Raw genomic sequence first — 25,967 nt, 5'->3', positions numbered from 1 at the left:
TCTCGCCACCGTTAGACAGCAAAGGGCGGCGCCATCGGCGCCGCCCTTTGTCCTTTGGTGTGTGGTGGTGGCCTTACTGCAGGGCCGAGACCACCTCGGATCGCAGATACAGGCGGCCTTAGTCGACACCGTCCGGCGAAAACGGCGTGACACCCGTGCAGCGAAGTTGCCCCGAGAGCTTCTGCCACGTCTCACCCGTTTCCCAGGCCAGCCTGTGGAGCGTTGCAAACCGCCGGTGGAACGCGGCGGCATCCGCCTCAGCGACTTAGGGCTGAAAGGCCTTCGTGCGCGGGTTTCGCATCTCGGTGACGGTCATATGTCCGTTCTGGAAGAGCCGCTTAACATAGACCGGCTGACCGATCCCGATGTGTTCGGAGAACCCACAAAGCGTCATGGCGGGGGCCGCATCCCCGGCGAGGATGCGCACGACCTCATCATGGCAGACATGGACCGCCTGATAGGTCCTTAATGGGGTATTGTCGCCCTGCGCCGGGTCCGCAAAGGCCAGTTGTAAAGCCAGCTCGGGCACCAGGTTGAGCCAGGCGGGAGCTTTTTGTCCTCCGACACGGTGATGCGCTCGATCAGAAGGCCGGGCTCCTGTTCGCTCGCCTGAGCCCGCTGATCCGTGTTGTCTCTGGACATTAGGTGGTCGGACTTCCGCCAGGGATTGCCAGTGGAGTTGCTACAGTGTCACACCGACAGGGCTTGCCACCTACGGCCGGCCGTTTTCCTCCCCACCCAGCGCCTCGACCCGCGATTTAAACAGGCCGAATTTCTGTACCGTCCGCAACAAAACGGTACTGTCCTTGCCCAATATGGTGGTCAACTGCGTCTGACGATCATATTGTGAAAACAAGGTGTTCATCCCATCGCACTAAGGAAAGTCTGATCAACGGCCTCGGCTGCGCCGATATTGCCGCTTGAGGGCACTATGGGGCCAGACAAGCACCGTTTCCAGTGATTTTGGCGCTGTTTGAGCCGCCTGAGCGGCGTTGATGCCGATTTCCGACAGACTCGTCCTCATGCCAGTAGCCGTCGTCGGACGAGGAACAGGTTGCCGAGCGCGAACAGTGTGAACAGATGGGCCCGGTTCTTTGCCAAACCGCGATACCGCGTTTTCATGTGACCGAACTGCCGCTTGATGACCCGGAAGGGATGTTCGACCTTGGCGCGCACCATGGCGATGATCCGGTTGATCTCCTCGTCGATGGGGTCGAGCTTGCCGCCCTTGGGCGCCTTGCGCATCACACCCCAGACCTTGCCATCCTTGCTGAACGCAGCCTCGCGCTCGGCGCTGACATAGCCCTTGTCGGCCCAGACCGACTTCTCTTCGCCATGGAGCAGTTCATCCCAGACCCGGCTGTCATGCACCTTTGCGGTCGTGGCCTCTAGGCTGTGGACAGTGCCGCTGTCCACGTCGACACCGACATGGGCCTTCATGCCAAAATACCAGTCATTGCCCTTCTTTGTCGAAGACATCTCGGGGTCCCGCGCCCTGGCCTGGTTCTTGGTCGAAGACGGCGCATCGATAATCGTGGCATCCACCAGCGTGCCAGAGCGCAGCGTGATCCCCTTGTCTGCCAGATGCGCGTTCACTTCGGCGAAGATCACCTCGGTCAGCCCGTGACGCTCAAGAAGATGCCGGCAGTTGAGGATGGTGGTCTCGTCGGGGATGCGGTCATAGCCCAGTTCGATCCCAGCGAAGCGGCGCATCGCTTCACTGTCATACAGCGTCTCTTCGGCCATCGGGTCGCTCAGGGCGTACCAATTCTGTAGGAAGTAAATGCGCAGCATCGTCTCCAGCGGCATCGGAGGCCGCCCGCCCTTCGGCCCAACCTTCGGGTAATGTGGCGCGATCAGCGCAAGCAGCCGCCCCCACGGAACCACCGCATCCATCTCTGCCAGAAACTGCTCGCGCCGTGTGATCTTCTTCTTCATCGCGTCGCAAAGGCCGGGAATGGCGGGCTGTTTGGGCATGAACACGGTCTCCTTCGATCGATGCCCGCAGCCTACCACATCACACTGAAACCGGCAGGTTTTTCAGACTTTCCCTAACTTAACCAAACGATCAAAGCCTGAACGAAGGCGGTACCGGTTACAAGATAGATCGGCGCGATGCTGGGTCGAAAAATGATCTGATGCCGTGTGGGCCGATTGTCCGAATCGGAACTGAGTTGCCCCTTTTCGCACCCGCAGCGAATAGCGGCTTCCCGCCTTTGGTGAAATATGTCATTTCGGCCCAAACCGGATGAGGTGGGTGGCTCCTGCTCCACCGGCATCGAATGTGCCAAAGTGCAGTTATCATCAACTGCTAGGACAGGAGCCACCCAATGACAGTTAAGACAGTCGGCCTAGATTTGGCCAAGGATGTTTTTCAAGTTCACGGTATTTCAGAAAGTGGGCGCGTGATCTTCAACAAGGCAATCAAGCGTGCGAAGCTTTTGGCGTTCTTTGAGACGCTGCCACCTTGTACGGTCGGAATGGAGGCCTGTGGATCAGCCCATCACTGGGGTCGCACGTTGCGCAAGTTTGGTCATGACGTCAGGCTAATGCCAGCAAACTATGTGAAGCCTTATGTCAAACGTGGAAAGACAGATGCAGTAGACGCGGAGGCTATTTGCGAAGCTGTCAGGCGCCCGACCATGCGTTTCGTTGAGATCAAAACTGAGGATCAGCAGGCTGTTTTATCGATCCATCGTACCCGCGACTTGGCTGTCCGGCAGCGCACCCAGTTGGCAAATATGATCCGTAGTCTCTTACGCGAGTTCGGACACATTCTGCCCATTGGGATCGAAGCAGTTACGGCTTTTGCAAAGCGCCACTTGGACGGTGATCATCCTGACATGCCGGAGATCGCGAACGGGATGCTGGGCATACAGTGCTACCAATTCATCGGCCTGAACGAACGTATCTCTGGCTATTCAAAGATGATCGAACAGCATGCCCTGCTAAATGCTGATGCGCGCAGATTGATGCGCATGCCAGGAATTGGGCCAATAACGGCATCGGCCATTGTCGCGACGATCGGGGACGCAAAACAATTCCGCACCGGGCGCGATCTAGCGGCTTGGCTGGGGCTGACTCCGCTCAACAAATCCAGTGGCGGCAAAGAGCGATTGGGCAAGATCACAAAGGCTGGCGACCGCTACATTCGCAAGCTGCTGGTCGTGGGCATGACGTCTCGCGCCGTGATGGCGAAACGTTCGCCAGAGAAGGTTGATCTGTGGACAGCCAAGATCATTGCCGACAAACCATTCCGGCTGGCAACAGTCGCGATGGCAAACAAGGCAGCGCGTTCCATCTGGGCGATGCTCACCAAGAAACAGGAATATCGGCAGCCAGCGTTCTAACCGCGCTGACTGTCTACGAGATGCAAGACGTTGAAGTGATGATGCGGAATTAAGTCAACCAAGAGCAAGGACACTCCGGGAATGGCTGCGGCCCTCTTCAGAGGCCGATAACCCGATTGGAACCTCGCTCGCGGAATTCATCAGGGCCAGTGGAGGCAATGCCAAAACACAAACAGGCCGGACAGACGACAGTACTGACGAAAATGAACGCAAACATCGACAGAAAACGCTTGCAATGCAGGAGCCACCCACAGATGCCTTTCTCCAGCTGGTCGAAATGCTGCAATCGCAGCCCGCATTGCCGACATTCGCGACATGCGCATTACCGAAAGTTGGCCGAACCGACACAATGCGGACAGACCAGCCTTCTTTAGGAAAGTCTGAAAAACCTGCCGGTTTCAGTGTGATGTGGTAGGCTGCGGGCATCGATCGAAGGAGACCGTGTTCATGCCCAAACAGCCCGCCATTCCCGGCCTTTGCGACGCGATGAAGAAGAAGATCACACGGCGCGAGCAGTTTCTGGCAGAGATGGATGCGGTGGTTCCGTGGGGGCGGCTGCTTGCGCTGATCGCGCCACATTACCCGAAGGTTGGGCCGAAGGGCGGGCGGCCTCCGATGCCGCTGGAGACGATGCTGCGCATTTACTTCCTACAGAATTGGTACGCCCTGAGCGACCCGATGGCCGAAGAGACGCTGTATGACAGTGAAGCGATGCGCCGCTTCGCTGGGATCGAACTGGGCTATGACCGCATCCCCGACGAGACCACCATCCTCAACTGCCGGCATCTTCTTGAGCGTCACGGGCTGACCGAGGTGATCTTCGCCGAAGTGAACGCGCATCTGGCAGACAAGGGGATCACGCTGCGCTCTGGCACGCTGGTGGATGCCACGATTATCGATGCGCCGTCTTCGACCAAGAACCAGGCCAGGGCGCGGGACCCCGAGATGTCTTCGACAAAGAAGGGCAATGACTGGTATTTTGGCATGAAGGCCCATGTCGGTGTCGACGTGGACAGCGGCACTGTCCACAGCCTAGAGGCCACGACCGCAAAGGTGCATGACAGCCGGGTCTGGGATGAACTGCTCCATGGCGAAGAGAAGTCGGTCTGGGCCGACAAGGGCTATGTCAGCGCCGAGCGCGAGGCTGCGTTCAGCAAGGATGGCAAGGTCTGGGGTGTGATGCGCAAGGCGCCCAAGGGCGGCAAGCTCGACCCCATCGACGAGGAGATCAACCGGATCATCGCCATGGTGCGCGCCAAGGTCGAACATCCCTTCCGGGTCATCAAGCGGCAGTTCGGTCACATGAAAACGCGGTATCGCGGTTTGGCAAAGAACCGGGCCCATCTGTTCACACTGTTCGCGCTCGGCAACCTGTTCCTCGTCCGACGACGGCTACTGGCATGAGGACGAGTCTGTCGGAAATCGGCATCAACGCCGCTCAGGCGGCTCAAACAGCGCCAAAATCACTGGAAACGGTGCTTGTCTGGCCCCATAGTGCCCTCAAGCGGCAATATCGGCGCAGCCGAGGCCGTTGATCAGACTTTCCTTTACTTGAGAACGGAACCTTTTTGACCTGCAAGCGTATCACTCTTCCGTGAGATTGATGTGCTGTACTTGTCAAACCTGAATGCTTTTGATGGATTAATTTCAGCACCGCTGAGAGAAAATTCACGACGGACTTGCAGGCTTTCATTCCGATAACGGTAGATTTTCTTTGGCAATTAGAAACCTAGCAAAGGTGTCTCTTATCAGTCAAAATTTCTTTTGAGCGGTATTTAGGGTTTAATTCAGGTAATGGTAAAAAGTTGACGCTATTTCGAAGTGAAGCAGTTGAGCGGCAATCAACGCGCCTTGAAGGCGATGTTTTTGTCGGCGTTCCGATCACTTGGCAGATAATCGGCTTTTTTCTTTTTGCGGTAGTTGCCGCAGCAATCGTCTTTGTTGCTTTGGCAACATATCCTCGCTTCGAGGTGGCCCGCGGAGTTGTGCAGCCTGACTTGGGTGTGGCAATTGTCCTGCCGCCCGCTCCGGGAACTGTAATTGATGTCCTTGTTGAAAGCGGCGAGAGCGTCATGCCTGGGCAGACCCTTATCGCTGTAGAAGCGCAGGATTTCCTGGCGACGGGGCAGAGCGCGTCCATTCAGATCATCGATGCACTCCTGCAACAAAAGGCAAGCGTCGAGACGCAAATCGCGGCGGCACGCGACGAGTCGGCGGCCGATATGCGCCGCCTGGAAGCGCAAATCCGTGGTTTGGACGCAGAAATTCTTCTTATCGACGAGCAAATTATTCTACAGGAAAGTGGCGTCGCTTCTGCCGCGGCGGATGTCGAGGAAATTCGCTCGGCTGTTGATCGTGGTATCATCGTACGACGTGATCTCACCGCAAGGCAGCAGTTTCATGCTGACGCGGTTCAACAAATGAACCAGATGCTGCAGTCGCGGTCCAATCGCGCGTCAGCACGTGAGGAAGCGCAACGCAGCTTTGAGTTGTTGAACGCGCGCAGCGCTGAGCGCGAGGCACAATTATTGGCAAGGCTTCAAGAGCTAGATCAGAATATTACGGCGAATGAACGGCTGCGCGCCTATGTTCTGCGTAGCCCGGTTGCCGGAACTGTTTCAAACCTTTCCGTACGCGTTGGTGCGACGCTGTCACCTGAAACGCCTGTCGCTGCTATCATCCCCGAAGGATCGGAACTGGAGGTGGAATTGCTCGTTCCTTCCCAAGCGATCGGTTTTGTTGCAGAAGGGCAAGAGGTTCGTTTGGCTATCGACACATTTCCCTATGAACGTTTCGGCACAGTGGCCGGCACGATTATCGACGTTGCCCGAACCGCCAGTCCAACTGGTGATGGGGCTCTCACTTACCCGGTGCGGGTGTCACTTGCGCAAGACTACGTGACGGCCTTCGGGCAAGAGCATCCCAACGGCAAACGCTGCGTAAGCCAGCGGCGCGATGCCGCCCGACACCTGATCGACTTCCGTCATATCAAGCTCGACGATTTCGTTTTTCAGACGGGCGGTTTGAGTAAGGGACATTGTCTACACTCATTACATGACTTGGTTAAACTGTCAGCGGATGCGAATGCTTGTGACGGGCCGCAAAATTTCGCCAGACGGGAAAGCAACTTTGATTGGCCCCCCGTATACTTCGACAGATTCAAGAGGCGGTCTGCCGGACGCAATTGCGCCAACTCCACCCGCCACATGTTCGATTTCCGCAACGCTCAGAGGCTGAATTGCAGCATTGTTCAAAGATGTTTTCATTCTGTCCGTTATCCTTTGATGTTGGGGCCCGATGCCCCGTGCTGAACGTGAAAACTTTCCCGATCCGGCATCACTGCCGCAAAATCGATAACATCAGTGTGGTTGTTCGTAGACTTGTGTCACTTTAAGGAAAGTCTGATCAACGGCCTCGGCTGCGCCGATATTGCCGCTTGAGGGCACTATGGGGCCAGACAAGCACCGTTTCCAGTGATTTTGGCGCTGTTTGAGCCGCCTGAGCGGCGTTGATGCCGATTTCCGACAAACTCGTCCTCATGCCAGTAGCCGTCGTCGGACGAGGAACAGGTTGCCGAGCGCGAACAGTGTGAACAGATGGGCCCGGTTCTTTGCCAAACCGCGATACCGCGTTTTCATGTGACCGAACTGCCGCTTGATGACCCGGAAGGGATGTTCGACCTTGGCGCGCACCATGGCGATGATCCGGTTGATCTCCTCGTCGATGGGGTCGAGCTTGCCGCCCTTGGGCGCCTTGCGCATCACACCCCAGACCTTGCCATCCTTGCTGAACGCAGCCTCGCGCTCGGCGCTGACATAGCCCTTGTCGGCCCAGACCGACTTCTCTTCGCCATGGAGCAGTTCATCCCAGACCCGGCTGTCATGCACCTTTGCGGTCGTGGCCTCTAGGCTGTGGACAGTGCCGCTGTCCACGTCGACACCGACATGGGCCTTCATGCCAAAATACCAGTCATTGCCCTTCTTTGTCGAAGACATCTCGGGGTCCCGCGCCCTGGCCTGGTTCTTGGTCGAAGACGGCGCATCGATAATCGTGGCATCCACCAGCGTGCCAGAGCGCAGCGTGATCCCCTTGTCTGCCAGATGCGCGTTCACTTCGGCGAAGATCACCTCGGTCAGCCCGTGACGCTCAAGAAGATGCCGGCAGTTGAGGATGGTGGTCTCGTCGGGGATGCGGTCATAGCCCAGTTCGATCCCAGCGAAGCGGCGCATCGCTTCACTGTCATACAGCGTCTCTTCGGCCATCGGGTCGCTCAGGGCGTACCAATTCTGTAGGAAGTAAATGCGCAGCATCGTCTCCAGCGGCATCGGAGGCCGCCCGCCCTTCGGCCCAACCTTCGGGTAATGTGGCGCGATCAGCGCAAGCAGCCGCCCCCACGGAACCACCGCATCCATCTCTGCCAGAAACTGCTCGCGCCGTGTGATCTTCTTCTTCATCGCGTCGCAAAGGCCGGGAATGGCGGGCTGTTTGGGCATGAACACGGTCTCCTTCGATCGATGCCCGCAGCCTACCACATCACACTGAAACCGGCAGGTTTTTCAGACTTTCCTTAAGTCCTCCAAGACAGTGACAATACACAAAAATTCAAACGAATCTGTCGTTGGGTCAAGTCACATGCAGGTGATCTTTCCGGTCTCGGATCTTTTGCCCATCGCTTCACACGATCCGACCCGCTGCTAAGGCAGTTATTCACAGTCACTGCGCGGTATTTGAAAGACGCGATATTCATCAACTGGCGCTGCGGCCGACCCTCAAAAGTGAATTAGCAGGACTGAATAGCCTGTAATCGACAAATCGATGCAACAAAAACCCAGGCACAGTCTTCAATTCCGCGTGTATAACGATGAGTTGAAATGAAGCGCGCGACAGACCGTGCAAAACAAGTGGAAGCGGCTGCGATCATGCACGCCGCTTTACCTTCAAAAGTCAGGGAGAATTGAAAATGATATCTACGCTTACTCAGGACGAGGTTGATGTTGTGTCGGGCGGTTCCAGGTTTGCACCCGGTCTCAGCCAACCGCGCGCGAGCGCAAGCAGTTTCGGAGGGTTTGAAAATGCCGGCGATCCCACCCAGGCAAGGACGTTCACACTCGCCCTTGCGCGTTTCCTGCGCAGCAATCCAACCGTAACATCGATGGATTTTGGCTTGGACAATCTGCCGTAACGAAATCCAGATGTTCCGATCCGTGGGGCACACCGAACGGCTGAACCCCACGGGTTGGACAAATCAATCCAGAAAAATTCGATCTTGGAAAATTGCATCAAAACAAGCAGGAGCAGTCCTGCTTTTCAGCCCAAGGGCCACCCGGATGTCTTCGTGCGCCTAGTCATGCCGCAGGAGGCTGTCATCGACGCGTTTCGCCCCCTGATACGCGACGGTGCAGCGCTGGTCGAGGTGCAGATCCACTTGCAGAAGGCGCTGAAATCCCTGCGGGACGTGGCGCCCGATACTTTTGCGCAAGCCGCTACCGACATGGCGAAGGACGCCCTGCCGCGCGCCGAATTCCGCGGGGCTTGCCCCTTGCCATCTGGTCGATGTCCACGCCTCGCACCTGTTGGCGCGGACGCCTTCCGAAGCCCGTTTGGACGCCCAAGGCTGACTGCGCACCTGCGCAAGAGCTGAACACATGTTATTTTTTGAATATACAACCCTGGGGTGATTGAAAGGGCGCAGGATTCGTGTCCAACTAAAGACGGGAGAGGAAGCGCGCTTTCATATCAGGGGGTGGAAAGATGATACTTTCATCGCTCGCAAGATTGACGGCCGTAACAAGTGCCTTGGCGTTCGCATCAGTTGCTCATGCGCAGGACAAGGAAATCGGGGCAGGTCTCTATGCCGATTATTGCGCCGTATGCCACGGCGCAGCCGGCAAGGGGGATGGGGACATGGCCAATGTCCTCACGATACCTTCTCCGAACCTGACACTTCTGTCGAAAGCGAATGACGGGGTATTCCCCATGCTGCAGGTCATACACATCATCGACGGACGCACGGGTGTGCGTGCCCATGGCGGCGCGATGCCGCTGTTCGGCAGCATGTTCTCCGAACAAAGCGTAGCCGGACCGGATGACTACGGCAGTGTTCTCGAGACACGCGGCCGTGTGCTGTCGCTGGCAATGTACCTGGAATCGATCCAGCAATGAGCCAAGGCACCAACCGGAGCAGCCCAGCTTGTGTTGCTCCGGTTGCTTGCAAGCTCAGGTGATCGCTTCCAGCCGTTCCTTCGACAGGTCGCCCGGCACGATGGTGATGGGAACCGCCAGCGATCCGGCGCTGCGCGTCAATTGCGTGACCAGCGGCCCCGGACCCTTCTTGTCGGTTCCCGCGCCCAGCACCAGAACACCGATATCATTGTCCTCGCTGATCTGGGCCAGGATTTCGGTCACCGGCTCGCCTTCGCGGATGACCAGTTCCGGATCGACGCCCTGCTTGTCGCGCATCCATTTCGCGAAGACCTCGAAATGCGCATGGATCCGCTCGCGCGCCTCTTCGCGCATGATGTCGCCCACGCCGATCCAGTGATTGAACTCTTCAGGCGGGATGACCGACAGGATCTCGACCCCGCCGCCCGTGCGCGCCGCGCGCATGGCCGCAAAGCGCATCGCGTTCAGGCATTCGCGGCTGTCATCCAGCACCACCAGAAACTTTCGCATCGTGCATTCTCCCTCGGGCGCGATCATGGCGGATGGCACTGATCCGCGCAACTGCCAGCACGCGCCCCCTGTTTCTTCTTGCTGCAAATATCCCCGCGCGGAGCGCATCCCGCCCCAGCCGCCCGCGGTGCCCTTTGTGGCTCAGCCCGCGCTTGCGGCCCAGGCCCAATAGAGATCACGGGCGCGCCGCGTGATCGGGCCGACCGGATAGCGCTTATCGTCAAAGGCCGTCACCGGAGTGATCTTGCTCATGTTGCCGGTCAGGAACACTTCGTCGGCGGCATGGAAATCCTCGAAACTCAGCACCGTTTCGCGCACCTCGATCCCGTCGGCCCGCAGATTGGCGATATGGCGCGACCGCGTGATGCCCGCCAGAAACGTGCCGTTCGCCACCGGGGTGAAGACGATCCCGTCCTTGACCATGAAGACATTGGCGGTTGCCGTTTCCGCCACATTGCCCAGGGCATCGGCGACCAGAGCATTGCCGAAACCCTTGGCGCGCGCCTCGGCCAGCATGCGTGCGTTGTTGGGATAAAGGCAGCCCGCCTTGGCGTTCACGACCGCATCCTCCAGCACCGGGCGGCGGAAGCGCGTGCGCGTCAGCGTGGTCGAGGCCCCCTCGGGCGGCATCGGGATTTCCTCGAGGCAGATCGCAAAGCCGGTGGCGTCGGGTGACGGCACGATCGCCGTGGGATCGCCATCGATGGCCCAGTACATGGGCCGGATATAGACCGCCGCATCGCGGGGATAGAGGGCCAGGCCCTCGCGGACGATCCCGACCATCTCCTGCGTCGCGACTGTCGGCGTGATCATCAGCGCCTCGGCGGAACGGTTGACGCGGGCGCAATGCGCTTCAAGATCGGGCGCCATGCCGTTGACGTAGCGGGCCCCGTCGAACACGGTGCTGCCCAGCCAGCTGCCGTGGTCGGCGGCCCGCATGATCGGCAGATCGCCCGCATGCCAGGAGCCGTTGAAATAGGTGCGGATATTCGTGCCAGTCGCCATGCTCAGTCCCTTTCAGTGCCGCGCCGACTTTAGCAGCCGGTCCGGCGCAGTAAAGCAGCAGTGCTGCGGCAAAAGCGGATCAGTAAAGCGGTTCCTCGTAGATCCGCTGCCCGTCGATCATCAGGCCCTTGATGGCGCCATATCCGCTGTCGTCCAGCGCAAGGATCACCCCCATTCGGCCATCGCGGTTGATCCCTTCCAGTTCAAGGGCCCGGTCCTTGGGGGCGAAATAGCGGTCGATCGGAAAGGACAGGATGATCTCGGTATCCCGAGTGTATTCAAAGACCCCGCGCAACAATGGAACCGGGCTGTCCGGTGGTGCCGCCAGCAGGTTTTCAGCCTGCCAGTACCCGTCGGCGCCGGGCCCCAGCACCACGTAGACCGGCATGCCGGGTTCAAGGGCCGGGTCAACCCGCACGCTTTTCGGGTCGATCCGCGAGATCATCAGGTTCAGGATCGTGTAATGTCCGCGAAACAGGTCGCGCGGGTCGATGGCGCCGGTTTCCAGAACGACCTCGGTACCGTTGCGCAGAAGGGCTGCGCGATCGGTGACCATCCTTGCCAGCGCCGCGGTCTGGATCAGCGCGACGACGATGATCGCCGTCACCAGCCGGCGGCGGGTCAGGGGGCGGGCCTTGCTCATGATCCGCCCTTTCCCTTGAGGCCCAGCCGCGTGGCCACCCAGGCCCCGCTTAGCAGGATCAGCCCCGCACCCAGGTAAAAGCCGCTGGTGCCGATCAGGCTGCCCACGGTTTTGTCGTAGACGACCAGCAGCGCCAGGATGAAGCCGGCCATGCCGATGGCGCGCAGGCTGCGCTGATCCAGCCGCCACCCCATGCGCGTGATCCAGATGAAGGGTGCAAGCAGCAGGGCCTCGGACAAAAGCGGTATCCTCGGCATCACATGGGCCAGCAGAAGGATGATCCCCAGACCCGCGCATGCGGCAAGGTCATAGGCCAGCCTCCAGGCCTGGACCCGCGCCAGCAGCGCCAGCACGACAGAGGGTGCGGCCAGCAAGGCCAGCACGGACCAGAGCGTGCCATGTGCCATGTCATCACCGGGCATCGGCCGGTCATGAGCCCCGTGTGACAGCGTCAGGTAGAAGGCGCAGGCCCCGAGTACCAGCGCGGCATAGGCCAGGATCGGGGCTTCGAACCCGTGAAGAAACCGCCGCCCGGAAAAAGAGGCAAGCAAGCCCGACATCACGCTGACCGTCGCGGCCAGCAGCATCAGGGCCGCGGCATGCGGTGATTGCACCGTCGCCAAGGCGCTCAGCAACCACAGGCACAGGGCCAGAACGCTCAGATGCCCGGCCAGCCGGTTGCGTTGCCACCAGGCCAGCCCGGCCCCTGCCAGCCACCAGACCAGGTAGACAAGGTTCAGATCATGCGCCCTGGCCGCGATGTCGATCTGCATCCCGTGCCACAGCGCGAAAAGCCCGATGGTCAGGGCAAGTGTCATTGTCCCCCGCGCCAGCACCGCCGCCAGAAGGCTGCCCAAGCCCCACAGCCAGACCGCATCGGCGGCATTGCCCTGGATGTGATAGATCTGGCTGACTAGCATGATCCCGGCCCCGAACATGCCGCATCCCAGCAGCATCAGGCCTTCGTGCCACCAGTGAAGGCCGCGCAGGCCAGCCCAGAGGGCTGCGCCCCAGGCCGCCCATAGCGCCGCCATCACCAGCGCAAGCCTGAGCAGGCGATCCATCTCTTCCCAATTTGCGGCAACGAAGGTCATGGCCGCAAAGCACAGGCAGATGATCCCCGCCGTGATGATGAAGGCATTGAAACTGTAGTGGACCTTGCCCTGTTCCAGATCATCCTGCAGGCGTTGCGCCGTCACGGGGTCCAGCAGACCCCGGCTGCGCCAGTCCTCCAGGGCCTCCGTGATGACCGTGCGCTTGCTCTTGAAATACATGCAACCCCGTTTGCTGAAGGCGGTGCTGCCATCATCCTGCACCGGCAGGGCCAGTCCGGTAAAGATGCAAGAACGGTCAGGCATGTCAAACCGCAGGCGGGTCATGCCTTGGAAGGAAATACACCCGACCCAAGGGACATGGGCCGGGTGCTGCATGCTTGAAAAGGATACTGGTCCAATGATCAGGTGATATACACCCCTCAAAGGGGCGGTACGCTTTACCCGGGGAACATGTGACGGGCACGGATCGAGAAATTCCGGCCTGTCTGGTACATGTGATCAGGTTTATCCGGGCGAAATGTCATTTTCGTGACGCTATTGGTCCGATTTTCCGGCATTTTCGGCTGTTGCACCGGCCCCGGCAGGCTTATCGCGCCTCGGCCAGCAGGGCGTTCAGATCCAGCCGCTTGTTGACCATGGCCAGTTGTCCGTCGCTGGTGCGCGGCCAGTCCTCGGGCGCACGGTCACGATAGATCTCGATGCCATTGCCATCGGGGTCGCTGAAATAGATCGCCTCGGACACACCATGGTCTGCCGCGCCCTCGATCTCGACACCGGCGGTGATCGCCTGCCGCAGGGCCGCCCCCAGTGCAGCACGATCAGGGTAGAGAAAGGCGGTGTGGTAAAGCCCGGTGTGGCCATGCGGGGCAGGCGTGCCGCCACGGCTTTCCCATGTGTTCAGCCCGATGTGGTGATGATAACCGCCTGCCGACAGAAAGGCGGCCTGATCGCCGTACCTTTGTTCCACGGCAAACCCCATGACATCGCGATAGAAGGCTATCGCACGTTCAAGGTCCGCCACCTTGAGGTGGACATGACCGATGCGGGTTTGTGGATGTGCGGCATACTGTGTCATGGCGGGGTCTCCTTTGCAGACAATATGCCCTTTGCGCGTCCTTTCGTTAAGAGCCGGGGCTGCACCGTCCCTGTGCAGCGATGCAGATAACGCCGACCCCAAGCCATCGTGATTTGAGCCTTGGGCCGCTGCGGGATTTAAGCACCGTCAGGCAAGACGCGGGCGGCAACGGACCCGCTGGGAGGCAGCAAGATGAACCGTATGACAAGACGCGCCATGGTGACCGCCGGGGCGGCCACCCTTCTGGCCGGGCGTGCCGGGGCCGCACAGGAGCCGCAGTTCCGCCCCGAAGGGCAGGGGGTGCGCAACAACCTGTCTTCGTTTCGCATGATCCGCTGGCAGGATCATTTCGAGACGCTGCAGAATGGCGTGATCCTGGCCGATACCCGCTCGCGCGCGGTGCATTTCTGGTCAGAGGATGAAGCCATCTACCGCCTTTACCCGAGTTCCGTGCCTGCCAGCGATGACCTGACGCGCCTTGGATACACGCGGATCGTGCGCAAGCGCGAGGGGCCGACATGGACGCCCACCCCTTCGATGCGCGAACGCGACCCCAGCCTGCCGCAGACCGTGGCGGCCGGGCCGCAAAATCCGCCTGGCACCCATGCGCTCTATCTCGACTGGCAGTATTACCTGATCCACGGCACCCATGACACGCGCAAGATCGGGCGTGCCTCCTCTGACGGATGCATCGGGCTTTATAACGAGCATATCGAAGAGCTGTTCGCCCTGGCCCGGATCGGAACGCAGGTGCGGCTGATCTGAACCGCAAAATCCAGACCGCGCAGAGGTTGGCCCCTGCGGTCGCTCAACCCTGGTGGATGTAGGTGCCGGGCGCGTCGCACAGGGCGGGATAGCCTTTGTCCTGCGCCCCCATAGGCGGCGGTGCGACAGTGGCCCCGCTGGTTCGGGCCAGCCAGCATGTCCATTCCTGCCACCACGAACCGGGCTGCGGCGCATGCCCTTTCAGCCATGATTCAGGCCCCATGTAGCGCGCGCCCGCTTGACGATGGCTGATGCGGTAGTGTCGCCCCTTGTGCCCCGGTTCACTGAGAATGCCGCCATTGTGTCCCCCCTTGGTCAGAACGAATGTCAGGTCATTGTCGGTGAAAAGCTGCGTCTTGTAGACCGACCGCCACGGCGCGATGTGATCGCTTTCGGTCGCCACCACGAACATCGGCGCGGTGATGTCCTTGAGCGCGATCACGCGGCCTTCGACCGCGAAACGCCCCGCGCTGATCCGGTTTTCAAGGAAGATCCCGCGCAGGTATTCGGAATGCATCCGCGCGGGCATCCGTGTCGTGTCGCCGTTCCACACCGTGATATCCGACGGCAGGTCCTCGATGCCCAGGAAGTACCGCCGCACGGCACGGGTATAGATCAGGTCCTCGGCCCGGATCGCGGCAAAGGTGCGTGCCATCTGGGGGCGGTCCAGATAGCCCTGTTCCCACATCATGTCCTCAAGAAAGGCGACCTGGCTTTCATCCAGGAACAGCAGCAGCTCGCCCGCTTCGACGAAATCGACCTGTGCGGCCATCAGCGTGACCGAGGCCAGCCTGTCATCGCCATCGCGCGCCATGCTGGCCGCCGCGATCGCAAGCATCGTGCCGCCCAGACAATAGCCGTTGGCATGCACCTTGCGCCCCGGAACGATCGCGTTGATCGCCTCCAGCGCTGCCATGACGCCACGCTTGCGGTAATCCTCAAGCGACAGGTCGGCCTGATCGGCTGTCGGGTTGCACCAGGAGATGCAGAAAACCGTGAAACCCTGCGCGACCAGATGGCGGATCAGCGAATTCTCGGGCGAGAGGTCAAGGATGTAGTATTTCATGATCCAGGCGGGCACGATCAGCACCGGTTCGGGATGCACCTGATCCGTCTGCGGGCTGTACTGGATCAGCTCCATGATGTCGTTGCGAAAGACGACCTTGCCGGGTGTGCAGGCCAGATGCCGGCCCAGGGCATAGTCCTCGGGGATGGGGCGTTTGGCTTGGGTCAGCGTCTGCACCATGTCGGCGGCCAGATGCGCGGCACCTTCGGCAAGGTTCCGGCCATGGGTCTCGACCGTCTTCTCGATGATCTCAGGGTTCAGGGCGGGAAAGTTCGAGGGCGCGACCGTGTCCAGCACCTGCCGCATCATGAAGCCCGTGCGCTCGGCGCTCTTGTGGCGCAGGCCACGCAGGTCGTCGGTGGCGTGATCCCACCAGTCCTGAACCGCAAGGAAGCCCTGCTGCCATTGGCTGAAGGGCGGTTTGGCCCAGTCGGGATGGGACCAGCGCGTGTCATTGGCCTTGGGGCTGAAGGGGGCCTCGTCCGCCTTGCCTGTCAAGGCCGCCGCACCGTGCTGCATCAGCCTGAGGGTGTTTTGCTGGGCCTTTTCGATCAGTTCCAGTTGCCGCCCCGGCGCGCGGGCCATGTGCAACCACCAATCGGTCCAGGCATCGGCCACCGCATGGGGCGAGACGCCGCCCGTGACCTGCGCCATCGCCGCCATGACGCTGCGGTCTAGGTTCTGATGGGGATGCGCGGGTCGCCCTTCATGCAGCGCCGCCGCCGGCGCGTCAGGCACGACCGCAGGAAGCTGCAGCGGCTTTGTGGCCGCGAACTTGTCGCCCTTGGGTTTTCCGGTCCGCGTCCCAGCCGTTTTTGCGCCGTGGTCTGCCATATGATCCCCCTTGCCAAGAAAGGATCATAGCAGTCGTGACCCTGTCGGGCATTGACCTGCGTCAAGCGTCATGCGCGTTCCGCGCGGCACGGCGCAACCGGCGTGTCAGGGCGCTGATCAGCAGGGATTGCAGCAGGGCAAGCAAGGATGCCAGCGCCCCGATCAGGCCGCCGAAGATGAACCAGACCTCATCGGCGACACGCATCGTCAGCCGCATCACGCGGCTTTTGCCCAGTATTTCGATCGTACCCACCATCCGCGGCCCCAGCGCATCCGAGGCGCGCGCCATCCGCGACAGATCGGCGGGGTCGTCGAGGTATTTCATCAGGTGCAGCGTCTCGAGGGTCGATGTGTTGCCGACCAGACGTCCGGCGTCCTCGACGAGCACGGCGGCAGGGCGCATAACGGCCGGGCGCATGAGCCCGGCCAGATCATCCAGCCCGCGCACTTGTCCGATCCCGCTCCAATCCACGCCTTCGCGGAAAACGCGCACCAGTGGCCGGGTCATGGCATCGGGCAAGCGGTTCATGGATTTGGCCATTTTGCCCAATCCGGCACCGGCCTTGATGGTCAGGCTGCTGCCACCCGACCACAGCGCCAGCGTCACGGCCGTCAACCCGATGACCGAGAGGATCAATTCGACCTCATCCACATCGCGTCCCGCGATGTAGTCAAGCCCGCCCCGGGTGACGCCGGCCAGATCGCCGAGGGGCGACAACTCGATCGGGGCGCGGCACAGCAGAACCAGGGTCATGTCGCAGACTGTTGCATCGCGGATGCATTGCAGGCACTGGCCAGCATTTTTCCAGAACCCGCTATCCGCCTCCCATGCTGCCGCGCGCCGTGCCAGCAGATCGGTGGGCAGGGGAATGGCGCGTTCCGCCGCCACCCCCTCGACCGCTTCGATCGCCAGCCAGTTGCGCGGCACCTCGGTCAGCAGATCCTCGATCCGCGCCGCGACGGCCTCGGGCGTGGCGTGAACGGCCAGCGCATGTTCAGTCGCGGCCGCCAGCCCGTCTGTGCTGCGCGCAACGAAGGCCGCGCCGACAGGGGCCTTCGCCAGGGCCGAGATGTTGATCGCCGCCAGCATCAGCGATGCGATCATCAGCCCGGTCAGCAGCAGTCGTGCCATCAGGCGGATCGCGCCACCGCGCGTCAACTGCGGATCATGCCCACGATGTCATAGGTCTTTTGCAGGATCGGGCTGGCGATCTCGCGGGCGCGGGCAGCACCTTGTCCGAGGATCCGGTCGATCTCGGCCGGGTCCTGCATCAGCCGCGCCATTTCCGACGAGATGGGCGAGAGTTTCGCCACCGCCAGATCGGCCAGCATGGGCTTGAACTCGGAAAACTGCTTGCCTCCGACCTCATGCAGCACCGCATCCACCGTGCTGTCGGACAGGGCGGCATAGATGTTCACCAGGTTGCGCGCATCCGGGCGGCCCTCCAGCCCTGCGGCCTCGGACGGCAGCGCCTCGGGATCGGTCTTGGCCTTGCGGATCTTCTTGGCGATCGTGTCGGCATCGTCGGTCATGTTGATGCGGCTTGCATCCGACGGATCGGATTTCGACATCTTCTTGGACCCGTCCCGCAGGCTCATGACGCGGGTGGCGGCCCCTTCGATCACCGGTTCGGTGATCGGGAAGAAATCGACGCCGTAATCATGATTGAACTTGGCTGCCACATCGCGGGTCAGTTCAAGATGCTGTTTCTGATCCTCGCCGACCGGCACATGCGTCGCATGATAGAGCAGGATGTCCGCGGCCATCAGCGCAGGGTAGGCAAACAGGCCCAGCGAGGCGTTCTCGGCATTCTTGCCCGCCTTGTCCTTCCACTGGGTCATCCGGCCCATCCAGCCCATCCGCGCCACGCAGTTGAAGATCCAGGCCAGTTGCGCATGTTCGGGCACCTGGCTCTGGTTGAAAAGGATCGACTTCGCCGGGTCCAGACCGGCGGCGATGTAGCCCGCCGTCAGCTCGCGCGTCTGGCGGCGCAGGGCAGCGGGGTCTTGCCAGACGGTGATGGCATGCAGATCGACCACGCAATAGATCGTGGGCGTGCCGCTGTCCTGCATCTGCACGAAGCGCTTGATCGCGCCAAGGTAATTGCCAAGGGTCAGCCCGCCCGAGGGCTGGATCCCCGAGAAGACGCGCGGGGTGAAGGCCGCGTTCGGGTTGGATTGCGTGTGGACCGCATCCGCCATGATGACATCTCCGTCTGGATTTATGGGTGCGGCTGGCTTACCCATGCCCCAGTGCCCCGTCAAGCAAAGGTCCGTCATGCAGCCACAACGCCAGAACACGGGCGGTTTCAACGCAAGCCCCGTCAACCCGCTGCCGCGCGTGGTGATCGCGCTGTTCGCCGTCGTCATGGGGATCGAGGCGCTGTTCAGCCTGGGCGCGCAGGGGATCATCGGCGGGCCGCAAGCCATCGGCTGGCGGCTGGGCGCAATCCAGGGCTATGCGTTTTCTGCCGAGATATTCCAGTGGATGCTGGCGAATGGCCGCTGGCCGACCGAGCATCTGGCCCGTTTCGTCACCTATCCCTTCATCCATGGCAATTTCACCCATGCGCTGTTCGCCGGTGTGATGCTGCTGGCGCTGGGCAAGTTCGTGGGCGAGGTGTTCCGGGGCTGGGCTGTCCTTGCTGTATTTTTCGGCGCCTCGATCGGAGGGGCTGCGATCTATGGTCTGCTGGCCGCTTCGCCCATTCCGCTGCTCGGGGCCTTTCCGGGGGTCTATGGCCTGATCGGGGCCTTCACTTACCTGCTGTGGCTCAGGCTGGGGCAGGAGGGCGGGCCGCAGATCCGCGCCTTCACGCTGATCGCCTTCCTGATGGGGATCCAGCTGGTCTTCGGCATCCTGTTCGGCGGTAGCCGCGACTGGATCGCGGACCTGTCGGGTTTCGTCTTCGGTTTCGGGCTGTCCTTCGTGGTCAGCCCGGGCGGGTTTGCGCGGCTGCGCGAAAAGCTGCGCCACGACTGATGCGCGCGCGGCACCGTCCGGATGCGCTCCGCGCGGGGATATTTGCGGCAAGAAGAAGCAGAATCGGCTAGACTGCCTGCGGGTAGCTTCGGCGGTCCTTGGCCCGGAGCCTGCCCGCAGGGGGAGGCGCGCGATGCGATTTGCGGATCGGACGGATGCGGGGCGGCAACTGGCCCTGGCCCTGGCAGAGCTTGATCTGGATGATCCCGTGGTGCTGGCGTTGCCGCGGGGCGGTGTGCCGGTGGCGATCGAGGTGGCCCGTGCCCTGAAAGCCCCGCTGGACCTTGTGATGGTACGCAAGATCGGTTTGCCGGAGCAACCCGAGGTGGCCCTGGCTGCTGTCGTGGACGGGGCGCGCCCCGATCTTGAGGTGAATGAGGGCATTGCCCGTCACGCAGGCTATGACAGGCTGGACATCGTGAAGCTGGCCGAACCCGCCCTGGCCGAGATCGCGCGGCGGCGGGCAGCCTACCTGGCCGGGCGCGATCCTGTCCCGCTGGGCGGACGCACCGCGATCATCGTGGATGACGGGATCGCCACCGGGGCCACGGTCCGCGTGGCGCTGCGATCCGTCAGGAAGCAGAACCCGGCACGCCTGGTGCTGGCCGTGCCTGTCGCATCGCCTGAAGCCCTGGAGGCGCTTGCCCCTTTGGCGGATGATGTGATCTGCCTGCTCCAGCCCTCGCATTTCATCGCGGTCGGTGCGCATTACGCGGTTTTCGACCAGGTGGAAGATGACAGGGTGATTGCCCTGCTGGCCGCGGCTGCGGGCTGAGGGATCATGCGCTGCCGCCACGCTGGAAGGCACGCCGGAATTCGCCCAGTCGGAAGGCACCGATCAGCTGCCCGATGCCGAAATAGCTGATCATGCCGATCAGGATCAGCCCCAGCAGCGCCAGATAGCGCCATCCCGCCATCGCGAAGAAGGGCGACATGCCCACCATCGCCAGCCAGAGCACAAGGCCCATGGCGGCGGATGCCGCGATGATCCGCCAGATCCGCTGGTGAAAGCGTGCATCGAAGCGGGCGACCTCGCCCATCGGGCGCGTCCCGCGCGCCAGAAGCGCCACCATCATCCATGCCGCCAGCGTGGTGGCGATGGCGCAGGCAATCCAGCCGATCACGGGGGCCAGACCAATCGCGAGGGCAGCGTTCACTACCATGGCCACGACCGCATAGCGGAACGGGCTGCGCGTATCCTCGCGGGCGAAGTAAAGCGGTTGCAGGATCTTCTGAACCACGAAGGCGGGCAGGCCAAGGCCATAGACCGCCACGGCCATGGCAATGGCGGCACTGTCGTCCGAGGTGGTCGCGCCGCGTTCGAACAGCACCGAGACAAGCGGCAGCGGCACGACCATCAGGGCCACTGCGGCGGGAATGGTCAGGGCCAACGATATCTCTGCCGCGCGGCTGAGAGCGTTGCGCCCGCCCGCGTCGTCATTGGCGGCCAGCCTGCGCGACAGATCGGGCAAAAGCACCACGCCGATGGCGATGCCGACGACGCCCAGCGGCAGCTGGTACAGCCTGTCAGCCGCATAAAGCCAGCCGACGGCACGGTCGAAATAGCTGGCGACCTGCTGGCCGACCAGCAGGTTGACCTGCACGACACCACCCGCTAGCGCCGCCGGAACAGCGATGCGCACGAGGCGCTGCATCTCGGGCGTCCAGCGCGGGCGGCGCGGCATCAGGGTGAACCCGGCCTGGCGGGCCGCATACCAGACCAGCGCCAGTTGCGCGACACCGGCGACGGGAATGCCCCAGATCAGCGCCGCGCCCACATCGACGTCCAGCGACGCGGCACCGACCATGGCCCCCACGAGGATCACGTTCAAAAGAACCGGTGCGGCCGCGGCGGCCGCAAAGCGGCCCGTCGCATTCAGCACCCCGGACAGGAGCGCCGCAAGCGAGATAAAAAGGATATAGGGAAAAACGATGCGACCGAATTCGACCGACAGCGTGAACTGTTCCTGGCCCGCAAAGCCGCTGGCCATCCCGTAGATCAGCCAGGGCATGCACAGCTGTGCCACGAGCGTCAGCACGATCAGGACCGAAGCCAGCCCCGAAAAGGCATTTTCGGCGAAGTCGCGCGCGTCCTCGCCAGCCTCGTATTTCTTCGAGAACATCGGCACGAAAGCCATGTTGAACGCGCCTTCGGCAAAGAAGCGGCGGAACATGTTGGGCAGGCGGAAGGCCACCACGAAAGCCTCGTAGGCGGGGCCGGTGCCAAGATAGGCCAGGATCATCGCATCGCGCACGAAACCCAGAACCCGGCTGGCCAGGGTCCAGAGCCCCACTGTCATGAAGCCGGCGATCAGGCGGATGGGTTTCATGGCTTGCGGCCTTTCATGCACATGCCTTCGAAGTACCCCAAGCCCTTGCAGGTTGGAAGGCCCAGCCATGCGGATCCATCGTTGGCCGAACGGCAGGCAGGCTTTTGCCGCAACCCGGCAGGGAAGGCCCTGCTGACTTGCGACGCGCGCCGGACATCACGATATGGCCCGTTCCACGCCCTTTTCGATCGCGTCCCGCAGCTTGCGTTCAAGGGCCTTCTGCTTGGACAGGGAATGGAACTTCAGCCCGAACATGTCCTTGACGTAGAAGGTATCGACCACCTGCTCGCCATAGGTCGCGATCACGGCGCTGGCGATATAGACATTGGCATTTGCAAGCGTGCGGGTCAGGTCGAACAGCAGGCCGGGGCGGTCGCGGGTATCCACCTCGATGATCGTGTAGATCTCGGATCCCTCGTTGTCGAAGGTGATGGATGTGGCGACCCGGAAGGCGCGTTCGCGCTTCTTGATCTTGTCGCGGCTCTTGATCGCCTCGGTCGTGACCACTTCGCCCTTGAGGGTCTTGCCGATCATCTGGCGCAGGCGGGGCAGGCGGGTCGCGTCATAGGGGCTGCCGCTTTCGTCCTGGATCCAGAAGACCGCCGTGGCAAAGCCGTCCTTGGACGTATAGGTGCGCGCATCCACCACGTTTGCCCCCACCAGCGCCAGTGCCCCGGCAAGGCGCGAGAAGATGCCGGGGTGATCCGACAGCGCGAAACAGGCGCGGGTCGCATCGCGATCCTCGTCCGGGACCAGGTCGATGCGGATCTCGTCGTCTGGCAGATCGCGCAGCATATTGGCAAAGACCACCTGCGTGCGGGTGTCCAGACCCTGCCAATAGGGCGGATAGTGCCGGCCCAGCTCGGTCTTGAGTGTCGCGCTGTCCCACCCCTTGAGGGCATCGCGCAACGCGGCCTTTGCCTCGGCGCCGCGATGCTCGCGATTGAGATCCTCAAGCCCGTGTTCCAGCGCGCGTGTCGTCTCGCGGTGGAGTTGGCGGATCAGCATGGCCTTCCAGTTGTTCCAGGTATGGGGGCCGACGCCGCGAATGTCGCAGACGGTCAGCACCGTCAGCAGGTCCAGCCGCTTGCGGGTGCGCACGGCCTTGGCGAAATCGCGCAGGGTGCGAGGGTCGGACAGGTCGCGTTTCTGCGCCATGTCCGACATCAGCAGGTGGTAGCGCACCAGCCATTCCACCGTTTCGCAATCGGCCTTGTTCAGTCCAAGGCGCGGCGCGACCTTGCGCGCGATCTGCGCGCCCAGAACGGAATGGTCCTCGGCCCGGCCCTTGCCGATGTCATGCAGCAGAAGCGCGATATAGAGAACCTTGCGGTTCACGCCCGCGCGCAGGATGCCCGAGGCGACAGGCAGTTCTTCGACCAGTTCGCCCCGTTCGATCTGTGCCAGGTTGCTGATGCACTGGATCGTATGCTCGTCGACCGTATAGCTGTGATACATGTTGAACTGCATCATCGCCACGATGGGTTCGAATTCGGGGATGAAGGCCGCAAGCATCCCCAGCTCGTTCATGCGGCGCAAGGCGCGCTCGGGGTTGCCGTGTTTCAGCAGCAGGTCCATGAAGATCTGCTGCGCCTCGCGGGTGGTGCGCAGATCGTCATCGATCAGGTGCAGGTTCGCGGTCACCAGGCGCATGGCGTCCGGGTGGATCAGCATGCCCGTGCGCAACGCCTCTTCGAACAGGCGCAGCAGGTTCACCTTGTCTTCGAGAAACTTCGCCTCGTTCTCGATCGCAAGCCTGTTGTGGATGACCTGGTAGCCCGGCTTGACCTTGGGCGAGCGGCGGAAAATCCGCTCGAGCAGGGGGCCCGACTTGACATGCAGGGCTTCCAGCTTGGTCAGGAAGATCCGCGTCAGATCGCCCACGGATGTCGCGTGGCGGAAATAATCCTGCATGAAATGTTCGACAGCCCGGCGCCCGCCCTTGTCGACATAGCCCATGCGTTCAGCCACCTGGACCTGCAGGTCAAAGGTCAGCTGATCGGCGGGGCGTCCGGTGATCAGGTGCAGATGGCAGCGCACGGCCCACAGGAAATTCTCGGCCTTCTGGAAGGTCGCGAATTCCTCGGGGCGGAACATCTTGATGCGAACCAGCTCTGCGGGATTCTGGACCCCGTGCAGGTACTTGGCGATCCAGAACAGCGATTGCAGGTCGCGCAGGCCGCCTTTGCCTTCTTTCACATTGGGTTCGACCATGTAACGCTGGCCGCCCTGCTTTTCATGGCGCGACTCGCGTTCCGACAGCTTCGCCTCGATGAATTCCCGCGCCGTACCCTTGAACAGTTCGTTCTTCAGGCGGCGGTCAAGCTGATCCGCAAGCGCCGCGTCACCGGCCAGGTAGCGATGTTCCAGCAAGGCGGTGCGGATCGTGAAATCCTCGGCTCCCAGCCGCAGGCAGTCCTTCATGGTGCGGCTGGCATGGCCTACCTTCAGGCGCAGGTCCCAAAGGATGTAAAGCATGGTCTCGATGACGGCTTCCGCCCAGGGCGAGATCCGCGTCTGGCTGAGAAACAGCAGGTCCACATCCGATTGGGGTGCCATCTCTCCGCGGCCATAGCCACCGACGGCGATCATCGCCAGGCGCTCGCCATCCGTTGCAGGGGATTGCGGATGCACCACCCGTATTGCCACATCATGCGCGCTGGCCACGATGCAATCGGTCAGCCAGCAGTAGGAACGTGTCACGGGGCGCGCATCGAACGGACGCGCGGCAAAGGCCTCGGCGATCGCGGCGCGTCCCTGCTGCAAGGCCTGCGACAGGATCGGGACGACCGCGCCGCGTATCTGGCCGGGTTCAAGTCCCGCCGTGGCATCGGCCAGCGCCCGGGCAACGGCCGTCGCATCGAAAATCGACGCGGCAGGACAGATCAGATCGTCCGGTGCGGTGCGTGGGGTCAGTGCGGTCGAAGCTGGCGCCGGATCAGAATCCGGCACCGCCAAAGGTTCTTGGGGCAGGGTCAATCACAACCACCTGTCTGTCGCGGATCTGGGCCACGGCCAGCCCGCGTTCGTTGGTACCGTTCTCACGCAGACGGAATATGCCGTTCACCCCCTGAAAGCCAGCCCCTTGCGTCAGGCTGGCCCGGCTCAGCGCATCAGGGCGTCCGGAACTGATCAGCGCCCCGATGGCGGCAATGCCGTCATAGGCCAGTCCGCCGATGGCATGTGGCGCCTCGCCATAAGCGGTCTGGTACCTGTCACGGAACCGCGCCGTCATGGTCGGGTCCGGAATGGCGAACCATCCGCCCTGAACCCCCGGCAGATCCAGCGTCTGACTGGGCACGTCCCAGCGGGTCAGGCCGATATACTGCGTGACTGCAGGCGAGATGCCCGCCTCGGGCATCAGCTGTGTCAGAAGCGGCAGGGCACCCGCAGTATTCGCGGTCAGAAATACGGCATCAGCCGCGCCATCGCGCACCGTGGTGACGATTTGCGGAATGGCCTGCACAACCCCGTTCTGCGAGAACTCATGCCCCACGCTGCCAACCAGTGTGCCGCCGCTGCGGGCCAGCGCCGTCTCGATGGCCTGACGTCCCGCACGGCCGTCCACATCCTCGGAATAGACCACGACGACGCGGCCCTTGCCCTGGCGCGCCGCATAGCTGGACAGCCGATCGGCGGTGTTGTCGAATGTGGGCCCCAGAACGAACAGGTTGCCGCCCGCGATGGAGCTGTTGTTGGTGAAGGCCAGCACGCTGACCCCGCTGGAGGCGACGGCGACGGCCGCGGCATTGGCGTTCTCGCCGTAAACCGGCCCCAGGATGATTGCGGCCCCGTCGGCCACGGCCTGAAGGGCGGCCTGCTGTGCGCTGGCGGCAGCGCCGGCCGTACCATAGACGCGCAGGTCGATGGCCACGTCACCCAGATCCGCGATGGCCAGCCGCGCCGCGTTTTCCAGCGACCGTGCCAGAACCTCGTCGCTGGCATTGGCGGATCCGCGCGGAACCAGCAGCGCGACGGGCACCGGCGCGGACGTGTTGATGGACGGGCCCGGTCGTCCCGCCGTGGTGCCGATCGGCTCGCATGCAGCGACTGCACCGATGGCGACAAGGGCCAGCGCGGCACGGCGCGACGGCGCGATCGCCCGAAAACTCCGCTGCAACATCAGCCGCGCGGTTTCGGCAATTCGATGGACGGGCGTCAGGAATGACTTGCGGGGGGGTGACTTGAA

At 62.0% G+C, this 25,967-nt stretch carries 23 protein-coding genes and 1 pseudogene; 9 read left to right on the top strand and 15 right to left on the bottom strand.

Annotated features, from left to right (window positions below):
• Positions 1–265: 265 nt before the first annotated feature.
• Positions 266–529 carry a hypothetical protein gene (locus ACMUJL_RS06975; RefSeq protein WP_375569412.1) on the bottom strand — a complete coding sequence of 88 codons (264 nt, stop codon included), beginning with the start codon at positions 527–529 and terminating at the stop codon, positions 266–268.
• Positions 530–1,020: 491 nt separating this feature from the next.
• On the bottom strand, positions 1,021–1,977 hold the full coding sequence (locus tag ACMUJL_RS06970; protein WP_375568772.1) for an IS5 family transposase: 957 nt from the start codon (positions 1,975–1,977) through the stop codon (positions 1,021–1,023).
• 353 nt (positions 1,978–2,330) lie between these two features.
• On the opposite strand from ACMUJL_RS06970, the gene ACMUJL_RS06965 reads away from it, so the two are divergent.
• From ACMUJL_RS06965 to ACMUJL_RS06955, 3 genes and pseudogenes are all read left to right on the top strand, one after another.
• Positions 2,331–3,350: an IS110 family transposase gene (locus ACMUJL_RS06965; RefSeq protein ID WP_375573243.1), complete on the top strand. Its 1,020-nt coding sequence runs from the start codon at positions 2,331–2,333 to the stop codon at positions 3,348–3,350.
• Between the two features lie 447 nt (positions 3,351–3,797).
• On the top strand, positions 3,798–4,754 hold the full coding sequence (locus tag ACMUJL_RS06960; protein WP_375568772.1) for an IS5 family transposase: 957 nt from the start codon (positions 3,798–3,800) through the stop codon (positions 4,752–4,754).
• A 668-nt stretch (positions 4,755–5,422) separates the two neighbouring features.
• Positions 5,423–6,235: pseudogene (locus tag ACMUJL_RS06955) on the top strand (HlyD family secretion protein); the annotation flags it as partial.
• Here ACMUJL_RS06955 and ACMUJL_RS06950 read toward each other — a convergent pair.
• Positions 6,230–6,337 carry a hypothetical protein gene (locus tag ACMUJL_RS06950; protein WP_416914440.1) on the bottom strand — a complete coding sequence of 36 codons (108 nt, stop codon included), beginning with the start codon at positions 6,335–6,337 and terminating at the stop codon, positions 6,230–6,232. The pseudogene ACMUJL_RS06955 and the gene ACMUJL_RS06950 sit on opposite strands and share 6 nt — an antisense overlap.
• Positions 6,338–6,886: 549 nt before the next feature.
• On the bottom strand, positions 6,887–7,843 hold the full coding sequence (locus tag ACMUJL_RS06945; RefSeq protein WP_375568772.1) for an IS5 family transposase: 957 nt from the start codon (positions 7,841–7,843) through the stop codon (positions 6,887–6,889).
• 467 nt (positions 7,844–8,310) lie between these two features.
• Here ACMUJL_RS06945 and ACMUJL_RS06940 point away from each other — a divergent pair, with 467 nt between their 5' ends.
• The 3 genes from ACMUJL_RS06940 (at position 8,311) to ACMUJL_RS06930 (ending at position 9,512) form a co-directional block, all read left to right on the top strand.
• Complete coding sequence (locus ACMUJL_RS06940) at positions 8,311–8,532, top strand: hypothetical protein (RefSeq protein WP_375569415.1); 222 nt, start codon at positions 8,311–8,313, stop codon at positions 8,530–8,532.
• A gap of 54 nt (positions 8,533–8,586) precedes the next feature.
• The gene (locus ACMUJL_RS06935) at positions 8,587–8,991 is read left to right on the top strand and encodes a hypothetical protein (protein WP_416914202.1); all 405 of its coding nucleotides are present in this window, start codon (positions 8,587–8,589) and stop codon (positions 8,989–8,991) included.
• Between the two features lie 155 nt (positions 8,992–9,146).
• Complete coding sequence (locus tag ACMUJL_RS06930) at positions 9,147–9,512, top strand: c-type cytochrome (RefSeq protein ID WP_416914201.1); 366 nt, start codon at positions 9,147–9,149, stop codon at positions 9,510–9,512.
• Between the two features lie 54 nt (positions 9,513–9,566).
• On the opposite strand, the gene ACMUJL_RS06925 is transcribed toward ACMUJL_RS06930, so the two are convergent.
• The 5 genes from ACMUJL_RS06925 to ACMUJL_RS06905 all read right to left on the bottom strand — a co-directional run bounded on the left by ACMUJL_RS06925 (position 9,567) and on the right by ACMUJL_RS06905 (position 13,800).
• Positions 9,567–10,022, bottom strand: a complete 456-nt coding sequence (locus tag ACMUJL_RS06925; protein ID WP_068287827.1) for a universal stress protein — start codon at positions 10,020–10,022, stop codon at positions 9,567–9,569.
• A gap of 141 nt (positions 10,023–10,163) precedes the next feature.
• A complete protein-coding gene (locus ACMUJL_RS06920; protein WP_375569421.1) occupies positions 10,164–11,027 on the bottom strand; it encodes a branched-chain amino acid aminotransferase in 864 nt (287 codons plus the stop codon).
• A gap of 79 nt (positions 11,028–11,106) precedes the next feature.
• Positions 11,107–11,670: a GDYXXLXY domain-containing protein gene (locus ACMUJL_RS06915; RefSeq protein WP_375569423.1), complete on the bottom strand. Its 564-nt coding sequence runs from the start codon at positions 11,668–11,670 to the stop codon at positions 11,107–11,109.
• A complete protein-coding gene (locus tag ACMUJL_RS06910; protein WP_375569425.1) occupies positions 11,667–13,028 on the bottom strand; it encodes a DUF2157 domain-containing protein in 1,362 nt (453 codons plus the stop codon). Before ACMUJL_RS06910 ends, ACMUJL_RS06915 begins: the two co-directional genes overlap by 4 nt.
• Before the next feature lie 283 nt (positions 13,029–13,311).
• Positions 13,312–13,800 carry a VOC family protein gene (locus ACMUJL_RS06905; protein ID WP_375569427.1) on the bottom strand — a complete coding sequence of 163 codons (489 nt, stop codon included), beginning with the start codon at positions 13,798–13,800 and terminating at the stop codon, positions 13,312–13,314.
• A 192-nt stretch (positions 13,801–13,992) separates the two neighbouring features.
• Between ACMUJL_RS06905 and ACMUJL_RS06900 the strand changes: the two genes are divergently transcribed.
• The gene (locus ACMUJL_RS06900) at positions 13,993–14,565 is read left to right on the top strand and encodes a L,D-transpeptidase (protein WP_375569429.1); all 573 of its coding nucleotides are present in this window, start codon (positions 13,993–13,995) and stop codon (positions 14,563–14,565) included.
• A gap of 43 nt (positions 14,566–14,608) precedes the next feature.
• Here ACMUJL_RS06900 and ACMUJL_RS06895 read toward each other — a convergent pair whose 3' ends face one another.
• From ACMUJL_RS06895 to trpS, 3 genes are all read right to left on the bottom strand, one after another.
• Positions 14,609–16,465, bottom strand: a complete 1,857-nt coding sequence (locus ACMUJL_RS06895; RefSeq protein WP_375569431.1) for a PHA/PHB synthase family protein — start codon at positions 16,463–16,465, stop codon at positions 14,609–14,611.
• Positions 16,466–16,526: 61 nt separating this feature from the next.
• Positions 16,527–17,597, bottom strand: coding sequence for a hypothetical protein (locus tag ACMUJL_RS06890; protein WP_375569433.1), 1,071 nt, complete (start codon positions 17,595–17,597; stop codon positions 16,527–16,529).
• Between the two features lie 23 nt (positions 17,598–17,620).
• On the bottom strand, positions 17,621–18,667 hold the full coding sequence (gene trpS / locus ACMUJL_RS06885) for a tryptophan--tRNA ligase (RefSeq protein ID WP_068287491.1): 1,047 nt from the start codon (positions 18,665–18,667) through the stop codon (positions 17,621–17,623).
• Positions 18,668–18,743: 76 nt separating this feature from the next.
• Here trpS and ACMUJL_RS06880 point away from each other — a divergent pair, with 76 nt between their 5' ends.
• On the top strand, positions 18,744–19,448 hold the full coding sequence (locus ACMUJL_RS06880; protein WP_375569435.1) for a rhomboid family intramembrane serine protease: 705 nt from the start codon (positions 18,744–18,746) through the stop codon (positions 19,446–19,448).
• A 133-nt stretch (positions 19,449–19,581) separates the two neighbouring features.
• Positions 19,582–20,223, top strand: a complete 642-nt coding sequence (locus tag ACMUJL_RS06875) for a phosphoribosyltransferase (RefSeq protein ID WP_068287497.1) — start codon at positions 19,582–19,584, stop codon at positions 20,221–20,223.
• Positions 20,224–20,227: 4 nt separating this feature from the next.
• Here the strand turns inward: ACMUJL_RS06875 and murJ are convergent, their stop codons facing one another.
• The 3 genes from murJ to ACMUJL_RS06860 all read right to left on the bottom strand — a co-directional run bounded on the left by murJ (position 20,228) and on the right by ACMUJL_RS06860 (position 25,901).
• A complete protein-coding gene (gene murJ, locus ACMUJL_RS06870) occupies positions 20,228–21,778 on the bottom strand; it encodes a murein biosynthesis integral membrane protein MurJ (protein WP_375569437.1) in 1,551 nt (516 codons plus the stop codon).
• 156 nt (positions 21,779–21,934) lie between these two features.
• Complete coding sequence (locus ACMUJL_RS06865) at positions 21,935–24,757, bottom strand: [protein-PII] uridylyltransferase (RefSeq protein ID WP_375569439.1); 2,823 nt, start codon at positions 24,755–24,757, stop codon at positions 21,935–21,937.
• A complete protein-coding gene (locus ACMUJL_RS06860) occupies positions 24,717–25,901 on the bottom strand; it encodes a penicillin-binding protein activator (RefSeq protein ID WP_068287832.1) in 1,185 nt (394 codons plus the stop codon). Before ACMUJL_RS06860 ends, ACMUJL_RS06865 begins: the two co-directional genes overlap by 41 nt.
• Positions 25,902–25,967 lie beyond the last annotated feature (66 nt).

Origin of the sequence: Seohaeicola sp., from assembly GCF_048006315.1 — a bacterium.
Taxonomy (GTDB): Bacteria; Pseudomonadota; Alphaproteobacteria; order Rhodobacterales; family Rhodobacteraceae; genus Seohaeicola.
This window is presented reverse-complemented; position numbering and strand designations above follow the sequence as displayed.

Coding starts and splice junctions, on each gene's coding strand:
- ACMUJL_RS06970 (WP_375568772.1), bottom strand. CDS start 1,977: ATGCCCAAACAGCCCGCCATTCCCGGCCTTTGCGACGCGATGAAGAAG.
- ACMUJL_RS06965 (WP_375573243.1), top strand. CDS start 2,331: ATGACAGTTAAGACAGTCGGCCTAGATTTGGCCAAGGATGTTTTTCAA.
- ACMUJL_RS06960 (WP_375568772.1), top strand. CDS start 3,798: ATGCCCAAACAGCCCGCCATTCCCGGCCTTTGCGACGCGATGAAGAAG.
- ACMUJL_RS06950 (WP_416914440.1), bottom strand. CDS start 6,337: ATGACGGAAGTCGATCAGGTGTCGGGCGGCATCGCGCCGCTGGCTTAC.
- ACMUJL_RS06945 (WP_375568772.1), bottom strand. CDS start 7,843: ATGCCCAAACAGCCCGCCATTCCCGGCCTTTGCGACGCGATGAAGAAG.
- ACMUJL_RS06940 (WP_375569415.1), top strand. CDS start 8,311: ATGATATCTACGCTTACTCAGGACGAGGTTGATGTTGTGTCGGGCGGT.
- ACMUJL_RS06925 (WP_068287827.1), bottom strand. CDS start 10,022: ATGCGAAAGTTTCTGGTGGTGCTGGATGACAGCCGCGAATGCCTGAAC.
- ACMUJL_RS06920 (WP_375569421.1), bottom strand. CDS start 11,027: ATGGCGACTGGCACGAATATCCGCACCTATTTCAACGGCTCCTGGCAT.
- ACMUJL_RS06915 (WP_375569423.1), bottom strand. CDS start 11,670: ATGAGCAAGGCCCGCCCCCTGACCCGCCGCCGGCTGGTGACGGCGATC.
- ACMUJL_RS06910 (WP_375569425.1), bottom strand. CDS start 13,028: ATGCCTGACCGTTCTTGCATCTTTACCGGACTGGCCCTGCCGGTGCAG.
- ACMUJL_RS06905 (WP_375569427.1), bottom strand. CDS start 13,800: ATGACACAGTATGCCGCACATCCACAAACCCGCATCGGTCATGTCCAC.
- ACMUJL_RS06900 (WP_375569429.1), top strand. CDS start 13,993: ATGAACCGTATGACAAGACGCGCCATGGTGACCGCCGGGGCGGCCACC.
- ACMUJL_RS06895 (WP_375569431.1), bottom strand. CDS start 16,465: ATGGCAGACCACGGCGCAAAAACGGCTGGGACGCGGACCGGAAAACCC.
- ACMUJL_RS06890 (WP_375569433.1), bottom strand. CDS start 17,597: ATGGCACGACTGCTGCTGACCGGGCTGATGATCGCATCGCTGATGCTG.
- trpS (WP_068287491.1), bottom strand. CDS start 18,667: ATGGCGGATGCGGTCCACACGCAATCCAACCCGAACGCGGCCTTCACC.
- ACMUJL_RS06880 (WP_375569435.1), top strand. CDS start 18,744: ATGCAGCCACAACGCCAGAACACGGGCGGTTTCAACGCAAGCCCCGTC.
- ACMUJL_RS06875 (WP_068287497.1), top strand. CDS start 19,582: ATGCGATTTGCGGATCGGACGGATGCGGGGCGGCAACTGGCCCTGGCC.
- murJ (WP_375569437.1), bottom strand. CDS start 21,778: ATGAAACCCATCCGCCTGATCGCCGGCTTCATGACAGTGGGGCTCTGG.
- ACMUJL_RS06860 (WP_068287832.1), bottom strand. CDS start 25,901: ATGTTGCAGCGGAGTTTTCGGGCGATCGCGCCGTCGCGCCGTGCCGCG.